The 16,454-nt window shown below is 70.1% G+C and carries 16 protein-coding genes; 5 read left to right on the forward strand and 11 right to left on the reverse strand.

Annotated elements, in window-relative coordinates; translation table 11 throughout:
* The first annotated feature begins 3 nt into the window (after window positions 1-3).
* The 4 genes from ACESK8_RS07125 to ACESK8_RS07140 are packed head-to-tail and all read left to right on the forward strand — an operon-like array spanning window position 4 to window position 3,741.
* Entirely contained in the window at window positions 4-402 is a 399-nt protein-coding gene (locus tag ACESK8_RS07125; RefSeq protein WP_042536471.1) for a cytidine deaminase, read from the forward strand.
* Complete coding sequence (locus ACESK8_RS07130) at window positions 399-1,691, forward strand: thymidine phosphorylase (RefSeq protein ID WP_372967941.1); 1,293 nt, start codon at window positions 399-401, stop codon at window positions 1,689-1,691. The genes ACESK8_RS07125 and ACESK8_RS07130 overlap by 4 nt, the downstream gene beginning before the upstream one ends.
* 51 nt (window positions 1,692-1,742) lie before the next feature.
* On the forward strand, window positions 1,743-2,858 hold the full coding sequence (locus ACESK8_RS07135) for an adenosine deaminase (protein ID WP_372967942.1): 1,116 nt from the start codon (window positions 1,743-1,745) through the stop codon (window positions 2,856-2,858).
* A 25-nt stretch (window positions 2,859-2,883) separates the two neighbouring features.
* On the forward strand, window positions 2,884-3,741 hold the full coding sequence (locus ACESK8_RS07140; RefSeq protein WP_372967943.1) for a carbohydrate kinase family protein: 858 nt from the start codon (window positions 2,884-2,886) through the stop codon (window positions 3,739-3,741).
* Window positions 3,742-3,775: 34 nt separating this feature from the next.
* Here the strand turns inward: ACESK8_RS07140 and ACESK8_RS07145 are convergent, their stop codons facing one another.
* From ACESK8_RS07145 to ACESK8_RS07180, 8 genes are all read right to left on the reverse strand, one after another.
* Window positions 3,776-4,525: an alpha/beta hydrolase gene (locus ACESK8_RS07145; protein ID WP_372967944.1), complete on the reverse strand. Its 750-nt coding sequence runs from the start codon at window positions 4,523-4,525 to the stop codon at window positions 3,776-3,778.
* Window positions 4,526-4,583: 58 nt separating this feature from the next.
* Window positions 4,584-5,876 (reverse strand): flavin-containing monooxygenase, encoded by a 1,293-nt coding sequence (locus ACESK8_RS07150; RefSeq protein WP_372967945.1) that lies wholly within the window; start codon window positions 5,874-5,876, stop codon window positions 4,584-4,586.
* Window positions 5,877-5,971: 95 nt separating this feature from the next.
* A complete protein-coding gene (locus tag ACESK8_RS07155) occupies window positions 5,972-7,129 on the reverse strand; it encodes a mannitol-1-phosphate 5-dehydrogenase (protein ID WP_372967946.1) in 1,158 nt (385 codons plus the stop codon).
* A complete protein-coding gene (locus tag ACESK8_RS07160) occupies window positions 7,129-7,560 on the reverse strand; it encodes a PTS sugar transporter subunit IIA (protein ID WP_372967947.1) in 432 nt (143 codons plus the stop codon). The genes ACESK8_RS07155 and ACESK8_RS07160 overlap by 1 nt, the downstream gene beginning before the upstream one ends.
* Before the next feature lie 70 nt (window positions 7,561-7,630).
* Window positions 7,631-9,244, reverse strand: a complete 1,614-nt coding sequence (locus ACESK8_RS07165) for a PTS mannitol transporter subunit IICB (RefSeq protein WP_372967948.1) — start codon at window positions 9,242-9,244, stop codon at window positions 7,631-7,633.
* A complete protein-coding gene (gene ptsP / locus ACESK8_RS07170; protein WP_372967949.1) occupies window positions 9,241-10,926 on the reverse strand; it encodes a phosphoenolpyruvate--protein phosphotransferase in 1,686 nt (561 codons plus the stop codon). Before ptsP ends, ACESK8_RS07165 begins: the two co-directional genes overlap by 4 nt.
* A 2-nt stretch (window positions 10,927-10,928) precedes the next feature.
* Window positions 10,929-11,204, reverse strand: coding sequence for an HPr family phosphocarrier protein (locus tag ACESK8_RS07175; protein WP_372967950.1), 276 nt, complete (start codon window positions 11,202-11,204; stop codon window positions 10,929-10,931).
* A complete protein-coding gene (locus tag ACESK8_RS07180) occupies window positions 11,201-11,518 on the reverse strand; it encodes a PTS sugar transporter subunit IIB (RefSeq protein WP_372967951.1) in 318 nt (105 codons plus the stop codon). The genes ACESK8_RS07175 and ACESK8_RS07180 overlap by 4 nt, the downstream gene beginning before the upstream one ends.
* Window positions 11,519-11,685: 167 nt before the next feature.
* Here ACESK8_RS07180 and ACESK8_RS07185 point away from each other — a divergent pair, with 167 nt between their 5' ends.
* A complete protein-coding gene (locus ACESK8_RS07185; RefSeq protein ID WP_372967952.1) occupies window positions 11,686-13,608 on the forward strand; it encodes a transcription antiterminator in 1,923 nt (640 codons plus the stop codon).
* Window positions 13,609-13,638: 30 nt separating this feature from the next.
* Here the strand turns inward: ACESK8_RS07185 and ACESK8_RS07190 are convergent, their stop codons facing one another.
* From ACESK8_RS07190 to ACESK8_RS07200, 3 genes are read right to left on the reverse strand one after another with little or no spacing between them, the layout of a single operon-like run.
* Entirely contained in the window at window positions 13,639-13,902 is a 264-nt protein-coding gene (locus ACESK8_RS07190) for an HPr family phosphocarrier protein (protein WP_060927165.1), read from the reverse strand.
* A gap of 7 nt (window positions 13,903-13,909) precedes the next feature.
* Window positions 13,910-15,580: a phospho-sugar mutase gene (locus tag ACESK8_RS07195; RefSeq protein WP_372967953.1), complete on the reverse strand. Its 1,671-nt coding sequence runs from the start codon at window positions 15,578-15,580 to the stop codon at window positions 13,910-13,912.
* Window positions 15,577-16,410, reverse strand: a complete 834-nt coding sequence (locus ACESK8_RS07200; RefSeq protein WP_372967954.1) for a purine-nucleoside phosphorylase — start codon at window positions 16,408-16,410, stop codon at window positions 15,577-15,579. Before ACESK8_RS07200 ends, ACESK8_RS07195 begins: the two co-directional genes overlap by 4 nt.
* Between the last annotated feature and the right edge of the window lie 44 nt (window positions 16,411-16,454).

Consider the following 16,454-nt stretch of genomic DNA (forward strand, 5'->3'; position numbering starts at 1 on the left):
GACATGACCGATATCGACTGGGACGAACTCCGTCAGGTCGCGACCGACGCCATGACCAAGGCGTACGCGCCGTATTCGCGGTACCGCGTCGGTGCGGCAGCCCTCGTGGGCGACGGCCGCATCGTGGCGGGCTGCAACGTCGAGAACGCCTCCTACGGTGTGACGCTGTGCGCGGAGTGCGCGCTGGTCGGCGACCTGCACATGTCGGGCGGCGGCCAGCTCGTCGCGTTCGTGTGCGTCAACAACGACGGCCAGACGATCATGCCGTGCGGCCGCTGCCGTCAGCTGCTGTACGAGCACGCGATGCCCGGGATGCTGCTGGAGACCGTCTCCGGCATCCGGACGATCGATGAAGTACTGCCGGATGCGTTCGGCCCCCGAGACCTGGAGGACGCCCGATGAGCGTTGAGCCCTTCGACGCCGTCGATGTGATCCGAGCCAAGCGCGACGGAGGCGTGGTGCCGGAGGCGGCGCTGCGCTGGATGGTCGATGCATACACCCGCGGCTACGTCTCGGACGCGCAGATGGCGTCGTTCGCGATGGCCGTGTTCCAGCGCGGCATGGAGCGGGACGAGATCAGGGTGCTCACCGATGCGATGATCGCGTCGGGGGAGCGGATGAGCTTCGCGACGCTCGGCAAGAAGACCGTCGACAAGCACTCCACGGGTGGGGTCGGTGACAAGATCACGCTGCCGCTCGCCCCGCTGGTCGCTGTGTTCGGCGTGGCGGTCCCGCAGCTCTCCGGCCGCGGCCTCGGTCACACCGGAGGAACCCTCGACAAGCTGGAGTCGATCCCCGGCTGGCGCGCCGCCCTCAGCAATGAGGAGATGTTCGCGCAGATGCAGGGCGACGTCGGCGCGGTGATCTGCGCCGCAGGCTCAGGCCTCGCCCCCGCCGACAAGAAGCTCTACGCGCTGCGCGACGTCACCGGGACTGTCGAGGCCATCCCGCTGATCGCCTCGAGCATCATGTCGAAGAAGATCGCCGAGGGGACCGACGCCCTCGTCCTCGACGTCAAGTTCGGCTCAGGGGCGTTCATGCAGGACATCGACCGCGCCCGCGAACTCGCGCGGACGATGGTCGCTCTCGGCACGGACTCCGGCGTCGCCACGACAGCTCTGCTCACAGATATGAACGTGCCCCTCGGACTCGCCATCGGCAACGCGAACGAGGTGCGCGAATCCGTCGAGGTCCTCGCCGGGGGCGGACCCTCCGACGTGCGGGAGCTGACGATCGCCCTGGCGCGCGAGATGCTCGCTCTGGCCGGGCAGCCGGACGCCGACGTCGAGGCCGCACTCGACGACGGACGGGCCATGGACAGCTGGAAGGCGATGATCCGCGCCCAGGACGGCGACCCGGATGCCCCGCTGCCCACCGCACGCGAGACTCATGTCGTCACGGCGCCCACCGACGGCGTGGTGTCGCAGCTCGACGCCCTGCCGTTCGGAATCGCGGCCTGGCGCCTCGGCGCCGGTCGGGCGCGGGCCGAGGATCCGGTGATCTTCGAGGCGGGCATCGACCTGCACGCCAAGCCCGGCGACCGGGTCGTCGCGGGTCAGCCGCTGTTCACGCTTTCCGCCGCCGACGAGGCACGCTTCCCGCGAGCCCTCGAGGCGCTCGAGGGTTCGTGGGCGATCGGCGACTCCGCGCCGGACGCGGGGCCGATCGTGCGGGAGCGCATCACCGCCTGACCGGCTGACCGCTAGCCTGGACTGAGCGAATCCGCGACCGAGAGGAATTCCATGTCGATCGACGCGAACGGCGATGTCACGATCCAGGGGGCATCCCTGCGCAGCCTGCCGAAGGTGTCGCTGCACGACCACCTCGACGGCGCGGTGCGTCCCTCGACGATCATCGAGCTGGCGGATGCCATCGGGCTCGAGGTGCCTGCGTCGAAGCCCGCGGCGCTCGGCAAATGGTTCGCGACGCAGAGCGACTCCGGCTCCCTCGTCGAGTACCTGAAGACGTTCGACCTCACGGTCGCCGTCATGCAGACGAAGGAAGGCCTTACCCGCGTCGCTCGCGAGTTCGTCCAGGACCTCGCTCGTGACGGTGTGATCTACGGCGAGGTGCGCTGGGCGCCCGAGCAGCATCTCGCCGGTGGACTCAGCCTCGAGCAGACCGTCGAGGCCGTGCAGCAGGGCCTCGAAGAGGGTGAGGATGCCGCGGATCGCGCGGGACACAGCATTCGCGTCGGCCAGTTGATCACCGCGATGCGCCACACCGCTCGGTCGCGTGAGATCGCGGAGCTCGCGGTGGGCTTCCGCGGGCGCGGCGCCGTCGGCTTCGACATCGCAGGGCCCGAAGACGGCTTCCCGGCCTCGGACCACCGTGCGGCCTTCGACTTCCTCGCCGAGAACTTCTTCCCGGTGACCGTGCACGCGGGTGAGGCGGCGGGTCCCGCATCCATCCGCTCCGCCCTTCTGGACGGCCGCGCATTGCGCCTCGGGCACGGTGTGCGGATCGCCGAGGACCTGCAGGTCATCACCCAGGAGGGTGACGAGGTCCAGGTGCAGTTCGGCGACCTCGCCCGCTGGGTGCGCGACCGGGAGATCCCCCTCGAGCTGTCGCCGTCGTCGAACCTGCAGACCGGCGCGATCGCGGCCTGGGGCAACACGATGGCGGATCACCCGTTCGACCTGCTCTACCAGCTGGGCTTCGCCGTGACGGTCAACGTCGACAACCGCACCATGAGCGCCACCTCCCTCACCCGGGAGCTGTCGCTCCTCGTCGAGGCGTTCGAGTACGACCTCGACGACCTCGAGACGTTCCAGTTCAACGCCGCGGCGGCCGCATTCCTCCCTGTCGAGGAGCGCGAAGAGCTCGTCGAGATGATCGCCGAGGGCTTCGACGTCTGAGCGCGCGACCCACGAGACCTCGAGCATGAGCGCATCCGTCTTCATCGCGGGGCCCGCCTCGTGGAACTCGATCGTGCTGGTCGACCGGCTGCCCGAGCCGGTGCCGCACATGCAGTTCGCGGAGGACAGCTGGGAGACGCTGGGCGGGACGAGCGCCGGCAAGGCTCTGAGCCTGGTCGCGCTCGGCCGGTCGAGCCTCCTGTACGCCCTGAGCGCGCGGGATGAACCGGGGACCCTGGTGCGCTCGGCGCTGGAGCGCGCCGGTGTGCGCACGCGGTGGGGCACGGCCGATGCGACCGAGCGGCACCTCAACCTGATGACCCGTCGCGGCGAGCGGGTGTCACTGTATCTCGCAGCGCCCGCGGCGACCGACGGCGCGGATGATGCGGCACTGACGGCGGCGATGGCGGATGCCGACGCCATCGTCCTCGACCTCGCCGCTGAGCCGCTGCGCCTGCTGCCGCTGGCGCAGAGCACGGGACGGCCGATCTGGGTCGACGTACACGACTACGACGGCACCGCCGAGTTCCACCGGCCCTTCCTCGCTGCGGCTGAGGCGGTCTTCTGCAACGCCGATCGCCTCGACGATCCCGTCGCGTTCCTGCGGTCCTGCATCCGAGCCGGGGCGACCCTCGCGGTCTGCACACTCGGTGCCGACGGCGCGGTCGCCGTCGATGCGGACGGCGCCGAGCACCGTGTCGCCGCCGTCCCCGTCGAGGTCGTCGACACGAACGGGGCGGGTGATGCATTCCTGGCCGGCGTCCTCGACGCCCGGCTCGCGGGGGCCGAGGTCCCGGTCGCCCTCACCGCGGGAGCACGGTCGGCGTCGACGGTGCTGCGCACCAGGCACCTGCATCCGGTCCTCGACGAGATACTCGGCTGAGCCGGAGCCCGCCGCAGACCGCCCTGACCCGGTGTCAGTCCTGCGCCAGGTCGGTGAAGAAGGGGACGAGCACCTCGGAGACCTCGGCGTGCATCTCGTCGCTGGAAAGGGTCGGCTCCCCGTCGCCCGCCTGCGGCCCGTAGTCGCCGAACGACGCGTGGGATGCTCCCGCGATCTCGATCATCTCGGCGTCGGCCGGAAGCTGATCGAGCGCTGCATCGATCTTCTCCGGCGTCGACAGGCCGTCCTCGCTGCCGGAGATGCTCAGCACCGGAAGATCGCTTCCGGACAGATCCGTCGAGCAGTAGGAGCCGAACAGCACCAGCGCATCGGCGTCCGCGGCGAGCTGGCAGGCCCGGACTCCGCCGAGGGAGTGCCCGCCGACCGCCCACTCGTCGATGTCGGGTGCGGCGGAGGTGAACGCGTCGAGACCCCGCAGGTCGAAGAACGCGAGGTTCAGCCAGGGACGGGTGATCACCACGGTCACGCCCTCCTCCGCGAGGCTCTGCAGGATCGGGGCGTACGCCCACGGGTCGACCTTGGCGCCGGGCACGAAGACGAGGCCCACCTCGGACTCTCCGTCGGCCGGAGTCAGCACGATGCCCTGCTCCGCGTCCTCGACCGTGATCGCGGAGTTGTCGCGCACGCTCGCCAGCGGAGCCTTCTCGGCGGGCATCACCCCGACCTGGCTCCAGACGACGATGCCGCCGATACCGAGGACGAGGACGGCGACCAGTCCCCAGACGATCACCTTGAGGGCACGACGGCCGCGCTTCTTCTGCACCTGTCCACCCTAGGGCGGGCGTATGTGAGGTCACCGGGGGAGCGTGCGCCGCTCCGCGTCACCCGTGCGCGTCGAGGGCCTGCTTCTCGCGCTGCACCGCACCCCGGTACGCGTCCTTGTTGACGTAGTACGCCATCCGGTCGAGAGCGAGGTATCGGTAGCCGGCGGTGAGGTCGGGCCACGGCTGGCCCGTGACGCGGGTGCGGAAACGGTGCGCGCGCTCGGGATCGTGCTCCGCGGCATCCAGATAGGCCGCCAGCAGCTCCGCCTGCTCGTACCGACCCTGCCAGCCGATGCCGGAGGCCTCGATCATCCCCATCACGAACAGGCCGTTGAAGGAGGCGGGGAAGACGTGCAGGAACAGCCGCGGTGCGGCGCCCTGCCAGGGCAGATGCCGACGGTCCACGAACGGGTAGTCGAGGCGGTACCCGGTCGCGAGCAGCACGAGGTCGTACTCGTCGGACGTGCCGTCGCGGAACCGGACCGTCTCGCCGTCGAACCGCTCGACATCGGCCCTGATGCGCAGATCGCCCTGACCGAGGTGGTTCAGGATCATCGTGTTCACGATCGGATGCGACTCGTAGATCCGGTGATCGGGCTTCGGGAAGCCGAATCGCACCGGGTCGCCGGTGAAGGCCTTGAGCACCCGGCTGTCGACCGCCTGCTTGAGAAGCGCGGGCAGCGGGCGGCCCTGGTTGAGGGTGTCGCTCGGCCTGCCGAAGAGATAGCGGGGGACGAAGTGGTAGCCGCGGCGCACGCTCATGTCGACGGAGGCGGCGTGGTGCACGGCATCCACTGCGATGTCGCATCCGGAGTTGCCCGCGCCGATCAGCAGCACTCGACGGCCCGCGAGCTGCGCGGGTGACCGGTACCGACTCGTATGCATGAGCTCGCCGCTGAAGCTGCCCGCGAACGAGGGGATGCGCGGCTCTGCGAGTGTGCCGTTCGCGAGGACGACCCCTGCGTACCACCGGGTGCGCTCGCCGTCGGGACCGGTGCTGGTGAGGTCCCAGCCTCCGTCTCGAGGGTCGAGGCGGGTCACCCCGGTGCGGAAGCGGAAGAGACCGGTCAGACCGAAGTGCTCGGCGTACTCCTCGAAGTACCGGCGCAGCTCCCGATGGCCCGGGTAGTCGACGGTGGAGCGCATCGGGAACTCGGTGAACTCGGTCGTCGTGCGAGACGAGATCAGATGCGCGGACTCGTACATCGTGCTGCGGGGGTTGTCGATGTCCCACAGCCCGCCGACGCCGGTCGAGGCCTCGTAGCCGTCGACGCCGATCCCGCGTCGGGTCAGCGCCCTGGCCGCGGCGAGCCCGGACGGCCCCGCGCCGATGACGGCGTATCTGTTCATGCTGCTCCTCGCACGTCGCTGTGCTCGCTTCCGCGCCCCGTGCCGATCGTATCGGCACGGCGGCACGGGGCGGCAGGGATGCGAGGAGCTGACGGCTAGGCGGAGCGCAGCGCCGTCTGCCGCGACTCGACGGCGTCGCGGACGGCGGGGAACAGCGGATGCTCCGGATCCAGGCCTGTCGCGCGCACGGTGAGGGCGAGCGCATCCTCGGTGCGCAGCAGCGACTGCAGCTCGACCGCCTGCTCGTCCTCGGCGTCCTCGAACTCGAGGGCGGCGGTGACGGCACCCACGAGGGCGATCGTCGGCAGACCGCGCTCGGCGGCCATCGCGGCCGGTCCGATGAAGCGCTCATGGCGCGAGATCTTCCGCAGCGGCTGACGTCCCACCCGCCGCACGGTGTCGACGAGCGCGGGATTGCGGAACCGCTCGAGGATCGTCGCGCGGTACTCGGCGAGGTCGGCGGGGTCGAGTCCGTGCTCGGCGACGAGGACCGCCGACGTCTCCTCGAGGGTCGCCGACACGCGCGCGGCGATGTCGGGGTCGGCGAGGGCGTCGGAGATGCGGTCGATGCCGGCTCGCGCACCGAAGTACGCGGTGGCCGCGTGCCCGGTGTTCACCGTGAAGAGCTTGCGCTCGATGTAGGGGGCGAGGTTCTCGACGAAGTGCGCTCCTGGTATGCGGGGGAGGTCCCCGCCGAACGCTCCGGATTCGATCGCCCACTCGAAGTAGGGCTCCACCGTGACATCGACGCCGCCGTCGGCGGGCTGCCCGGGGACGATGCGGTCGACGGCGGTGTTCGCGAACACGGCGCGGGCGAGCAGCTGCTCGGCATCCGCTCCCGCCGCTTTCTCGATCTCGTCGCGCAGTGTGTCGGTGGCGCCGATCGCGTTCTCGCAGGCCATGACCTGCAGCGGCACGGCGTCAGGGGAGCGGCGCGCTAGGCCCGCCACGATCGTCGGGGCCACGAACCGCAGCACGGTCGGGCCGACGGCCGTCGTCACCACGTCTGCCGACGCGACCTCGTCGGCGACGGCATCCGGGTCCGTTCTGCTGTTGACCGCGCGGAACCCGGTCACCACATGGTCTGTGCCACCGGGCCCCGCTTCGTGCACCGTGTACGAATCGACGGCGTTGATCGCATCGACCAGAGCGTCGGCGACGTCGGAGAAGACGATCTCGTAGCCTCCCTCGTGCAGCAGCAGGCCGACGAAGCCCCGACCGATGTTGCCGGCGCCGAAATGGACGGCCTTCATCAGTCGTTCACCGCCGAGAGCAGCGCGTAGAGCTCTTCGGGGGTCTGGGCGGCGTTGAGCTTCGCGACGTCGTCCTCGTCGGAGAAGAGGATCGCGATCTGCGACAGGATCTCGAGGTGCTCGTCGCCGCGTCCGGCGATGCCGACCACGAACGTGGCCTGCTCGCCATCCCAGTCCACGCCGCCGTCGTAGCGGACGACCGACAGGGCGGATCCGAGGATCGCGTCCTTCGCGTCATTCGTGCCGTGCGGAATCGCCAGACCGTTGCCCATGTACGTCGAGACCGTCTGCTCGCGCTGGCGCATCGCGTCGACGTACGCCGGGGTGACCGCGCCGGCGGCGACGAGGATGTCAGTCGCCTCCTGGAGGGCGGCCTCCTGCGTGCTGCCTCCGGAGTGGATGCGGACCTGGTCGAGGGAGAGAACGCTCATGGTGATTCCTTCTTCTTTCTGAGGATGTGAAGGCGGGGCGGATGCCGGAGCACCCGCCCCGCCCGGTCTGTCACGCGTCGGAGTCGCGCTGCGCGCGCACCATCTCGACGACCTCTTCGTACTTCGGAGAGTTCATGAAGTTGTCGACGGACACGTGGATCGAGTTCGGCGACTGCGCCTGGGCGCGATCGGTCAGCTGCTGCTGCGTGATCACGAGGTCGGCGCTGCCGTCGAGGTTCGCGATGGCCTGGTTCGTGACGGTGACGCCCTCGACCCCTGCCTTCTTGAACTTGTTGCGCAGCACGCTCGCGCCCATCGCCGAGGAGCCCATCCCGGCGTCGCAGGCGAACACGACGTTCTGGATGCGGCGGTCGGTGGCGACGGCGGTCGGTGCGGCCGCGCCGGAGGAGGCGCGGAGAGCATCCATCGCTGCCGAGGACTTGCCCTTGTTCGCCTCGGTCTGCGCGATCGCGTCGCCGAAGCTGTCGCCCTCGGCCTCCAGGTCGCGCTTGCGCGATGCCCGCAGGATGACACCGGTGATGAGGAACGTCACGACGGCGGCGATGATGACCGACAGGTACACGACCAGCAGGTTCGGCACGCCGGGGCCGATGGCTGCCGCGGTGACGGCGATGATGCTTCCCGGCGCTGCGGGGAATGCCAGTCCGCCGCCGAGCAGCATGTTCGTGGTGACGCCGGCGGCTCCACCCGCGATCAGGGCGAGGATGGTGGTCGGCTTGCTGAGCGCGTACGGGAAGTAGATCTCGTGGATGCCACCGAAGAACTGGATGATCGCGGCTCCCGGTGCGGATGCCTTGGCGGCACCGACACCGAAGAAGGTGAAGGCGAGCAGAAGACCGAGACCGGGGCCGGGGTTCGCCTCGATGAGGAACAGGATCGACTTGCCGGTCTCTGTCGCCTGCTCGATGCCGAGAGGGGTGAAGACGCCGTGGTTGATGGCGTTGTTGAGGAACAGCACCTTCGCGGGCTCGACGATGATCGACACGAGGGGGAGCAGGTTGAGCGCGACCAGCCAGTCGACGGCACCGCCGAGAATAGCGCTGATGCCGAGCATCACGGGGCCGAACGCGAAGAATCCGAAGATCGCCAGCAGCATTCCCAGGATGCCGGCAGAGAAGTTGTTGACCAGCATCTCGAATCCGGGGCGGATCTTGCCGTCCCACAGCCTGTCCATCTGCTTGGTGATGTAGGCCGCGAGCGGGCCCATGATCATCGCACCGAGGAACATCGGGATGTTCGTGCCGACGATGACACCCATCGTCGCGATCGTCGCGACGACACCGCCTCGCTCGCCGTAGACCATGCGCCCAGCGGTGTTGGCGATGAGAAGCGGGAGCAGGTAGGTGACCATCGGTCCCACGAGTCCGACGTAGGCGAAGATGTTGCCCCCGTCGCCTTCGGCGAGGCCCGTCATGGCTCCCTGCCATCCGACGATCGCGGAGTCGCCACCGCCGCCGATGAGCTCGGCCACCGGGTACCAGTGCCACTTGAACGGACTGTCCTCACCGAAGAACCCTGCGGGGATGAAGAGCATGGTGATGAATCCCCACGCGATGAACGCGGCGATGTTGGGCATGATCATGCCCGAGAGGAACGTGCCGAAGCGCTGCACGCCCGTTCGGAGGCCGCCTGACTTCGTGGCGGCCGGTGACGTCGTCGTCATGATGTCGTCTCTTTCTGGTGAGGGGGAAGGGATGCCGCGGCATCGGCCACGGCCAGTCGGGCTCCGGCGGCGTCGTCCGCCGACAGGGCCCGTTCGGCGAGGGTGCGAGCCTCGTCGAGAGTGTGCTGTGCGAGGGTGTGGCGCACATCCGCGAGTGCGGAGGGCGCCATCGAGAGGCTCGTGGCGCCGAGACCGACGAGGACCACGGCGAGCATCGGATCTGCGGCGGCCTCGCCGCAGATGCCCACCGGCTTGCCCAGGCGTGCGCCGGCCGCGCCGACCTCGCGCACGAGGCGCAGGACGGCCGGATGCCACGGGTCCTGGAATCCGGCGACGGACCCCAGCATGCGATCAGCGGCCATCGTGTACTGAGTGAGGTCGTTCGTGCCGATCGACGCGAAGTCCGCATGCGCGAGGATCCGGTCGGCGAGCAGGGCGCTGGCCGGAATCTCGACCATGACGCCGGCGGTCTTGAGGCCGTACTCCCGCGCGAGCGAGGTGAAGTACTGCGTCTCCTCGACGGTCGCGACCATCGGCGCCATGACCCACAGGTCGGCGTCGGTGGCGGCATCCGCCTCGGCCAGCGCGGTCAGCTGCTCGCGCAGGATGTCTTCGCTCGCCCGCAGTGCGCGCAGTCCGCGCAGCCCGAGTGCGGGGTTCTCCTCGTGGGCGTCGTTGAGGAAGGCCAGAGGTTTGTCGGCGCCGGCGTCCAGCATCCGCACCACCACCTTCTTCCCGGGGAAGGCCGCGAGGAGCTCCCGATACGACTCGCGCTGCTGCTGCACGGTCGGCGCCTGGGCCGATGAGAGGAACAGGAACTCCGTGCGGAACAGCCCGACGCCCTCGGCCCCGCGCTCGACGGCATCCGATGCGTCTGCGGGCTTCCCCAGGTTCGCCAGCAGCGGGATCAGCGTGCCGTCGGCGAGGGCGCCGGGGGTAAGCGGTGCGGAATCCGCGGAGCGACGGGCGGCGGCGCGCTGTTCGGCGCGCTGCTTCTCGTCGTCCGTCGGATCCAGGGTGACGATGCCGGCAGCGGCGTCGACGATCACGGGCTGGCCGGTGATGAGCTCCGAGGCGGCCGCAGCGCCGACGATCGCGACGATGCCCTTCTCGCGGGCGAGGATCGCCGTGTGCGAGGTCGGCCCGCCGTCGAAGGTGACCAGCGCGAGCACCTGGTCGAGGTTCAGCAGCGCGGTGTCGGCCGGAGCGAGATCGCGGGCGACGAGCACGAACGGATGCCCCGGATCCGGCACTCCCGGCGCATCCACGCCGCGGAGACGGGCGAGCACGCGCTGCGCGATGTCGTCGAGGTCGGCTGCGCGCTCGCCGAGGTAGCCGCCGACGGCCTCCAGCGTCGCGCGGAAGCCGGCGAATGCATCGTGCACGGCCCATTCGGCGGTGGCGCCGTCGTCGATGCGCGCATCGACCTCGTCCTGCAGCGTCGGATCCTCCGCGATCATCGCCTGCGCCTCGAGCACCTCCTGGGCCGAGCCGCCGGCAGTCTCTCCGCGCGCCGTGAGCTCCTGTGCGACGGCCGCGACCGCATCGCGGACTCGCGCGCGCTCGGCATCAGCCCCCTGCGTGCTCGGCGTGCTGTCCGGAGCCGGCAGCGCCTCGGTCATCCGCACGACGACGCCCTGGGCGACGCCGAGGCCGATGCCGACTCCGCGCAGCTCGCCCATGCTCAGGCGTCCTGGTCGTGATCGGTGGTGAGGAGCTCGGTGAGCGTGTCGAGGACACCCTCGGCGCCGTCGCCGTCCGCGGTGAGCGTGACGTAGTCGCCGTGCTCGATCGCGAGCGCGATCACCCCGAGGATGCTGGCCGCGTTGACCGCCTTGCCCGAGTCCTTCGCGATCGTGACAGGGATGCCGGAGTCCTTCGCGGCCTGCGCGAACAGCTTCGCGGGGCGCGCGTGGAGTCCGTGCGACGAGCCGATCCGGACGGTGCGGGAGACGGTCATGATGTTCCTTTCGGGAGGGTCCCCGCCTCGGCGAGGATCGAGCGGGCCAGCGCCAGCGTGCGGGTGCCGTCGCGGTCTGCGAAGACGTCGTCGGGGAGCACCGCCACCGGGGCGGGCGCTGCCTGGCGGATCGCTTCGAGACGATCGGCGAGGTGAGGTCCGACGAGGATCAGATCGTGGTCGCCGCCCGCGACGGAATGCTCCATCCCTGCGGCGGCATCCCACTGGAGGCCGGCCTCGGAGGCCGCCCTGCGCAGTCGCTGTGCGACGAACGTGCTCGACGCACCGGCGCCGCACACCACGAGGATCTTCATCGATGCTCACCTTTCCTGAGAACAGTCTGAGAAGCGGCGGGGTGGTGTCGCCAACACGTTCCTTTCCGCCCCTGCGGAACATCCGTTTCGGAGCGGGGGCACCGGAGTACTGACATCATGGAAGTCACGCCAGGACAGTGCAGTCGGCACGGAGCACGGGGAGGATCATGTCGCGTCAGCGCCAGGACCAGCTCCTCTCGACCCTGCTCCGCCAGGGCGACTGGGCGACGGCCGCCAGCCTCGCCGATCAGCTCGGGGTCACTCCCCGCAGCATCCGCTCGTATGTCGCGGCGTTGAATTCACGCACGCCTGGGTCGGATGCCGTGGAGTCGGGGCCTGCCGGGTACCGCGCAGGGTCCGGTGCGCGCGGCGCACTGCGCACGAGGCAGAGCGGTGAGTCCGCTCCGCGCGATCGGCTGCACACCCTCGTCCGCACCCTGCTCGACGTGCCGGAGGGTGTCGACGTCTTCGAGGCGGCCGACAGGCTCCACGTGAGTGAGGCGACGCTCGAGGCCGACCTGGCGCGTGTCCGAGGTCTCCTCGGCGGCACGGACCTCACGCTCGAGCGGGACCGGGAGATCGTGCGTCTGCGCGGCGACGAGGCGGCGCAGCGTCGTCTGCTCAGTCGCCTTGCCCATGACGAGATGGATGCGGCATCGTTCCATCCCGAGACGTTCCGCCGTGCTCTGTCGGGGAGTGCCGTCACCGCGCATGCAGTCGCACCGTTCAAGTCGGAGCTCGTACGGGAGCTGGGGGAGCTGGGCTACTACGTCAACGAGCTCGCGATCGCCGACGTGCTGCTGCACATCGCCATTGCAGCCGACCGGGTCGCCGCGGGGCACGCTCTCGAGGATGCGCCCGCCGGGGCGCGCGAGGAGATCCCGCGCGTCGGCGCGGTGATCGCCCGACTCGCTCAGGCGCACTTCTCGGTGGCGCTCGGCGACGGAGACAGCGGGCACCTCGCCTCCCTCGTGCTCACCCGCATCGTCGCGCCGGGCGTTGACGCGGCGGGCGACGTCGCTCGCAGCGGCGTCGACCCCGCGGTGGAATCGGCCGTCCGGGCCGAGATCACCAGGGCGGCCGAGGACTTCCAGGTCGACCTCGTCGACGAGCCGTTCGTGCTCCGCCTCGCCCTGCACGTGCAGAATCTGCTGCGCCGCGCCCAGGAGCGCGCGCTGACCCGCAATCCGCTGACGCGGTCGCTGAAGACGACGTACCCGATGATCTTCGAGGTCGCCGTCTCGATCGCCAGCGGTCTGCACGACCGTCTGGGCACTCCCATCCACGATGACGAGATCGCCTACATCGCCATGCACGTCGGCGGGCGTCTCGAACGCAGCCGCAAGGCCGAGTCGATCCTCACGGCGACCATCGTGTGCCCCGGGTACTACGAGCTTCACGAACTGCTCCGCTCCAGCGTGGACCGGTCCCTGGGGTCGGCGATCGAGGTCACGAGCGTCGTCACCAACGTCGACCCGGAGTGGACCTCCTTCGACACCGATCTGGTGCTCAGCACGATCGAGCCGGGCGCGACCGGAGACCGGTTCGTGCGGATCCAGCCGTTCCTGACGGACGCCGACGTCGACCGCATCCAGCAGGCCGCAGCCCGCGTTCGCCGCGGACGACGCCTGACGCGCCTCCGTGCCGAGCTCGCGCGGTACTTCGTCGCCGACGCCTTCGTCTATCCGCTCGCCGACGAGGGGGAGGAAGCGATCATCCGCCGACTCGGTGGGCTGCTCGTCGACGCAGGGCTGATCGGCGACGACTACGTGGAGAACACCATCGTGCGCGAGCGGATGTCGTCCACAGCCTTCACTGATGCGCTCGCCGTGCCCCACGCGCTGCAGATGACCGCGACGAGGACCGCGATCGCGGTCGGCGTCGCCGACGGTTCAGCCGCCTGGGGCGAGGGAAGGGTGCAGGTGGTCGCCCTCGCCGCATTCAGCGAGAGCGACCGCGCCGCGTTCCAGACCGTGTTCGAACAGCTCGTCGAGGTGTTCAGCGAGCGCGACAGCGTGCAGCGGATCGTGCGCCGGGGCACCAGCTTCGAGGCGTTCCTCGACGAGCTCGTCGCCGTCATCGACGGCTGAGTGCCGCAGAGCCCAGTGCGAGCGAGCCTCTCAGCCGCGCGGAGCCAGCACGTCGGCCAGCGTGTCGAGCAGCGACTCGGCGTCGACCGACTCCCTCGTCTCCAGCACCACGGCGTCGCCGGGTGCGAGGGCGAGGTCCATCAGCGCGAGCACGCTGCTGAGGTCCACGACCGCCCCCGACGACGTGCGCAGGGTCACGGGATGGGGGTGCGCCTGCACGAGCCGCACGAGTTCTGCGACCGGTCGGGCGTGCACACCGTTATGCGCGGTGATGACGACCTGTCTCCTCGGCATCCGGCACCTAGGAGCGCTCGTCGAGCAGCGAGCGGATCGCGGCCTCGAGCTCGCCGACGATCTCGCCGGCCCTCTCAGCGGACTCGGCCTTGGCGTCGATGTACACCTTGAGCTTCGGCTCCGTGCCGCTCGGACGCACGATGATGCGGGAGCCGTCCGTCAGCCGGTAGCGCAGGACGTCGCCGGAGGGCTGTCCGTCGCCCGCCTGCAGCAGGTCCTCAGCCGAGGCGATGGCATGGCCGCCGAACTGCGTCGGAGGGAGCGTGCGCAGCGACAGCATGACTCTGCCGATCACCGAGAGGTCGTCGACGCGCACCGACACCTGGCCGCTCGCGAAGTGCCCGTAGGTGTCGCCCAGCTCGGCGAGCAGGCCCGTCAGCGACGAACCGCGCTCGTGCGCCTCCGCCGCGAGACCTAAGATCGCGACGGCGGCGGAGATGCCGTCCTTGTCGCGCACCGTCTCGGGGTTCACGAGGTAACCGAGCGCCTCCTCGAATCCGAACACGATGCCGGGTGCGCGGGAGATCCACTTGAAGCCGGTGAGCGTCTCGTGGAAGTCGAGTCCGTGATGTGCGGCCACGGCGCCGAGGCCGGGGGAGGACACCAGCGAGCAGGCCAGCGACGCCCCCGGGGTGCCGGCGGCTGCACGCGCTGCGCGAGCTCCGAGCAGCAGCCCGACCTCGTTTCCGGTGAGACGACGCCAGCCGCTCTCCGCCGACGCATCGGGCACCGCCACGGCGAGACGATCGGCATCCGGGTCGTTCGCGAGGATGAAGTCCGCCTGCACACGGCGTGCGCGGGAGAACGCCAGGTCCATCGCTCCCGGCTCCTCGGGATTGGGGAACGACACGGTGCGGAATGTGGCGTCGGGCTGAAGCTGCTCGCCGACGACCATCGGCTGCGGATACCCCGCCGCCGCGACCACCTTCGAGACGGTCTCCCAGCCCACGCCGTGCATGGCCGTGTAGACCCAGCGCAGGTCCGCGGCGCCGGCGGGCGCTGGTGCGACGGCGGCGGTGGCCGCGATGTAGGCCTCGACGACTTCCTCGCCCGCGGTCTCGTACTGCGTGGAGCGGGGGAGCGCCGACACGTCTCCGGCGTCGGCCACGCGCTGGATGTGCGCCGCGATCTCGGCATCCGCGGGAGCCACGATCTGAGACCCCTGGTCCGGCCCGCCGAGGTAGACCTTGTAGCCGTTGTCGTTCGGGGGGTTGTGCGAGGCGGTCACCATCACGCCGGCATCCGCGCCGAGGTGGCGCACCGCGAACGCGAGCACCGGAGTCGGCAGGAGCCGTGGGAGCAGGATCGCTCGCAGACCGGCACCCGCGAACAGCTCGGCCGAGTCGGCGGCGAAGACGCGGGAGTTGCGGCGTCCGTCGTATCCGATCACGACGGTGGGCGTGGACCCCCGCGCTCGTTCGTGCAGGTACGCCGCGAAGCCTGCCGCCGCCTGAGCCACGAGGACGCGGTTCATGCGGTTGCTCCCGGCACCGAGCGCTCCGCGCAGACCGGCGGTGCCGAAGGCGAGCCTGGTGTGGAAGCGGTCGTCGAGGTCGGCGGATGCCGCCTCGTCGCCGCCCGCCGCGCGGGTGATCACCGCGGCGAGCTCGTCACGGGTCTCGTGATCGGGATCCTGCCGCATCCAGGCCCGCGCCTGGGCGAGGCGCTCGTCGTTCACAGCGCCTCGACCACTCGTGCCAGCAGAGCGGAGATCACCGGCTCGGCCTCTCGACCGGCCTCGATGACCTCGGCGTGGCTGAGAGGGGTCAGCTGGATGCCGGCCGCGAGGTTGGTGATGAGCGAGAAGCCGAGGATCTCCATGCCGGCCTCGCGCGCGGCGATCGCCTCGAGGGCGGTCGACATGCCGACGATGTGCCCACCGATGTGCTTCGCCATCTGCACCTCGGCTGGTGTCTCGTAGTGCGGACCGCGGAACTGCGTGTAGACGCCCTCGTCGAGGCTGGGGTCGACACCGCGGGCGATGTCGCGCAGGCGCTTCGAGTAGAGGTCGGTGAGGTCGATGAAGGTGGCACCCTCGAGCGGGGAGTCGGCGGTCAGGTTGATGTGGTCGCTGATCAGCACCGGCTGTCCGGGCGTCCAGGTCTCGCGGACGCCGCCTGCGCCGTTGGTGAGCACCATGATCTCGGCGCCCGTCGCCGCGGCGGTGCGGACCGAGTGCACCACGCGGCGCACACCGTGTCCCTCGTAGTAGTGGGTGCGCGCGCCGATGACGAGGACGTTCTTGCCGTCGGGGGTGCGGATGCTGCGCAGAGTGCCCACGTGCCCCTCGAGAGCGGGCTTCGAGAAGCCGGTCACCTCGGTGGCGGGGATCGTCGCTGTGGTCTCGCCGATGATGTCGGCGGCCTTGCCCCAGCCGCTGCCGAGGGTGAGGGCGATGTCGTGCTTCTCGACTCCGGTCAGGCGCGCGATGTCGGCGGCTGCCTCGGCCGCGATCTCGAACGGATTCGCGTTCGGGTCGTCGAGGGGGTTGCTGTGTGTGTCAGACATGGGTTCCACTCTAGGAAGGTGCAGGCTCCGGTGCCAGGATTGCG

It is taken from the genome of Microbacterium sp., from assembly GCF_041641055.1.
Classification (GTDB): domain Bacteria; phylum Actinomycetota; class Actinomycetes; order Actinomycetales; family Microbacteriaceae; genus Microbacterium.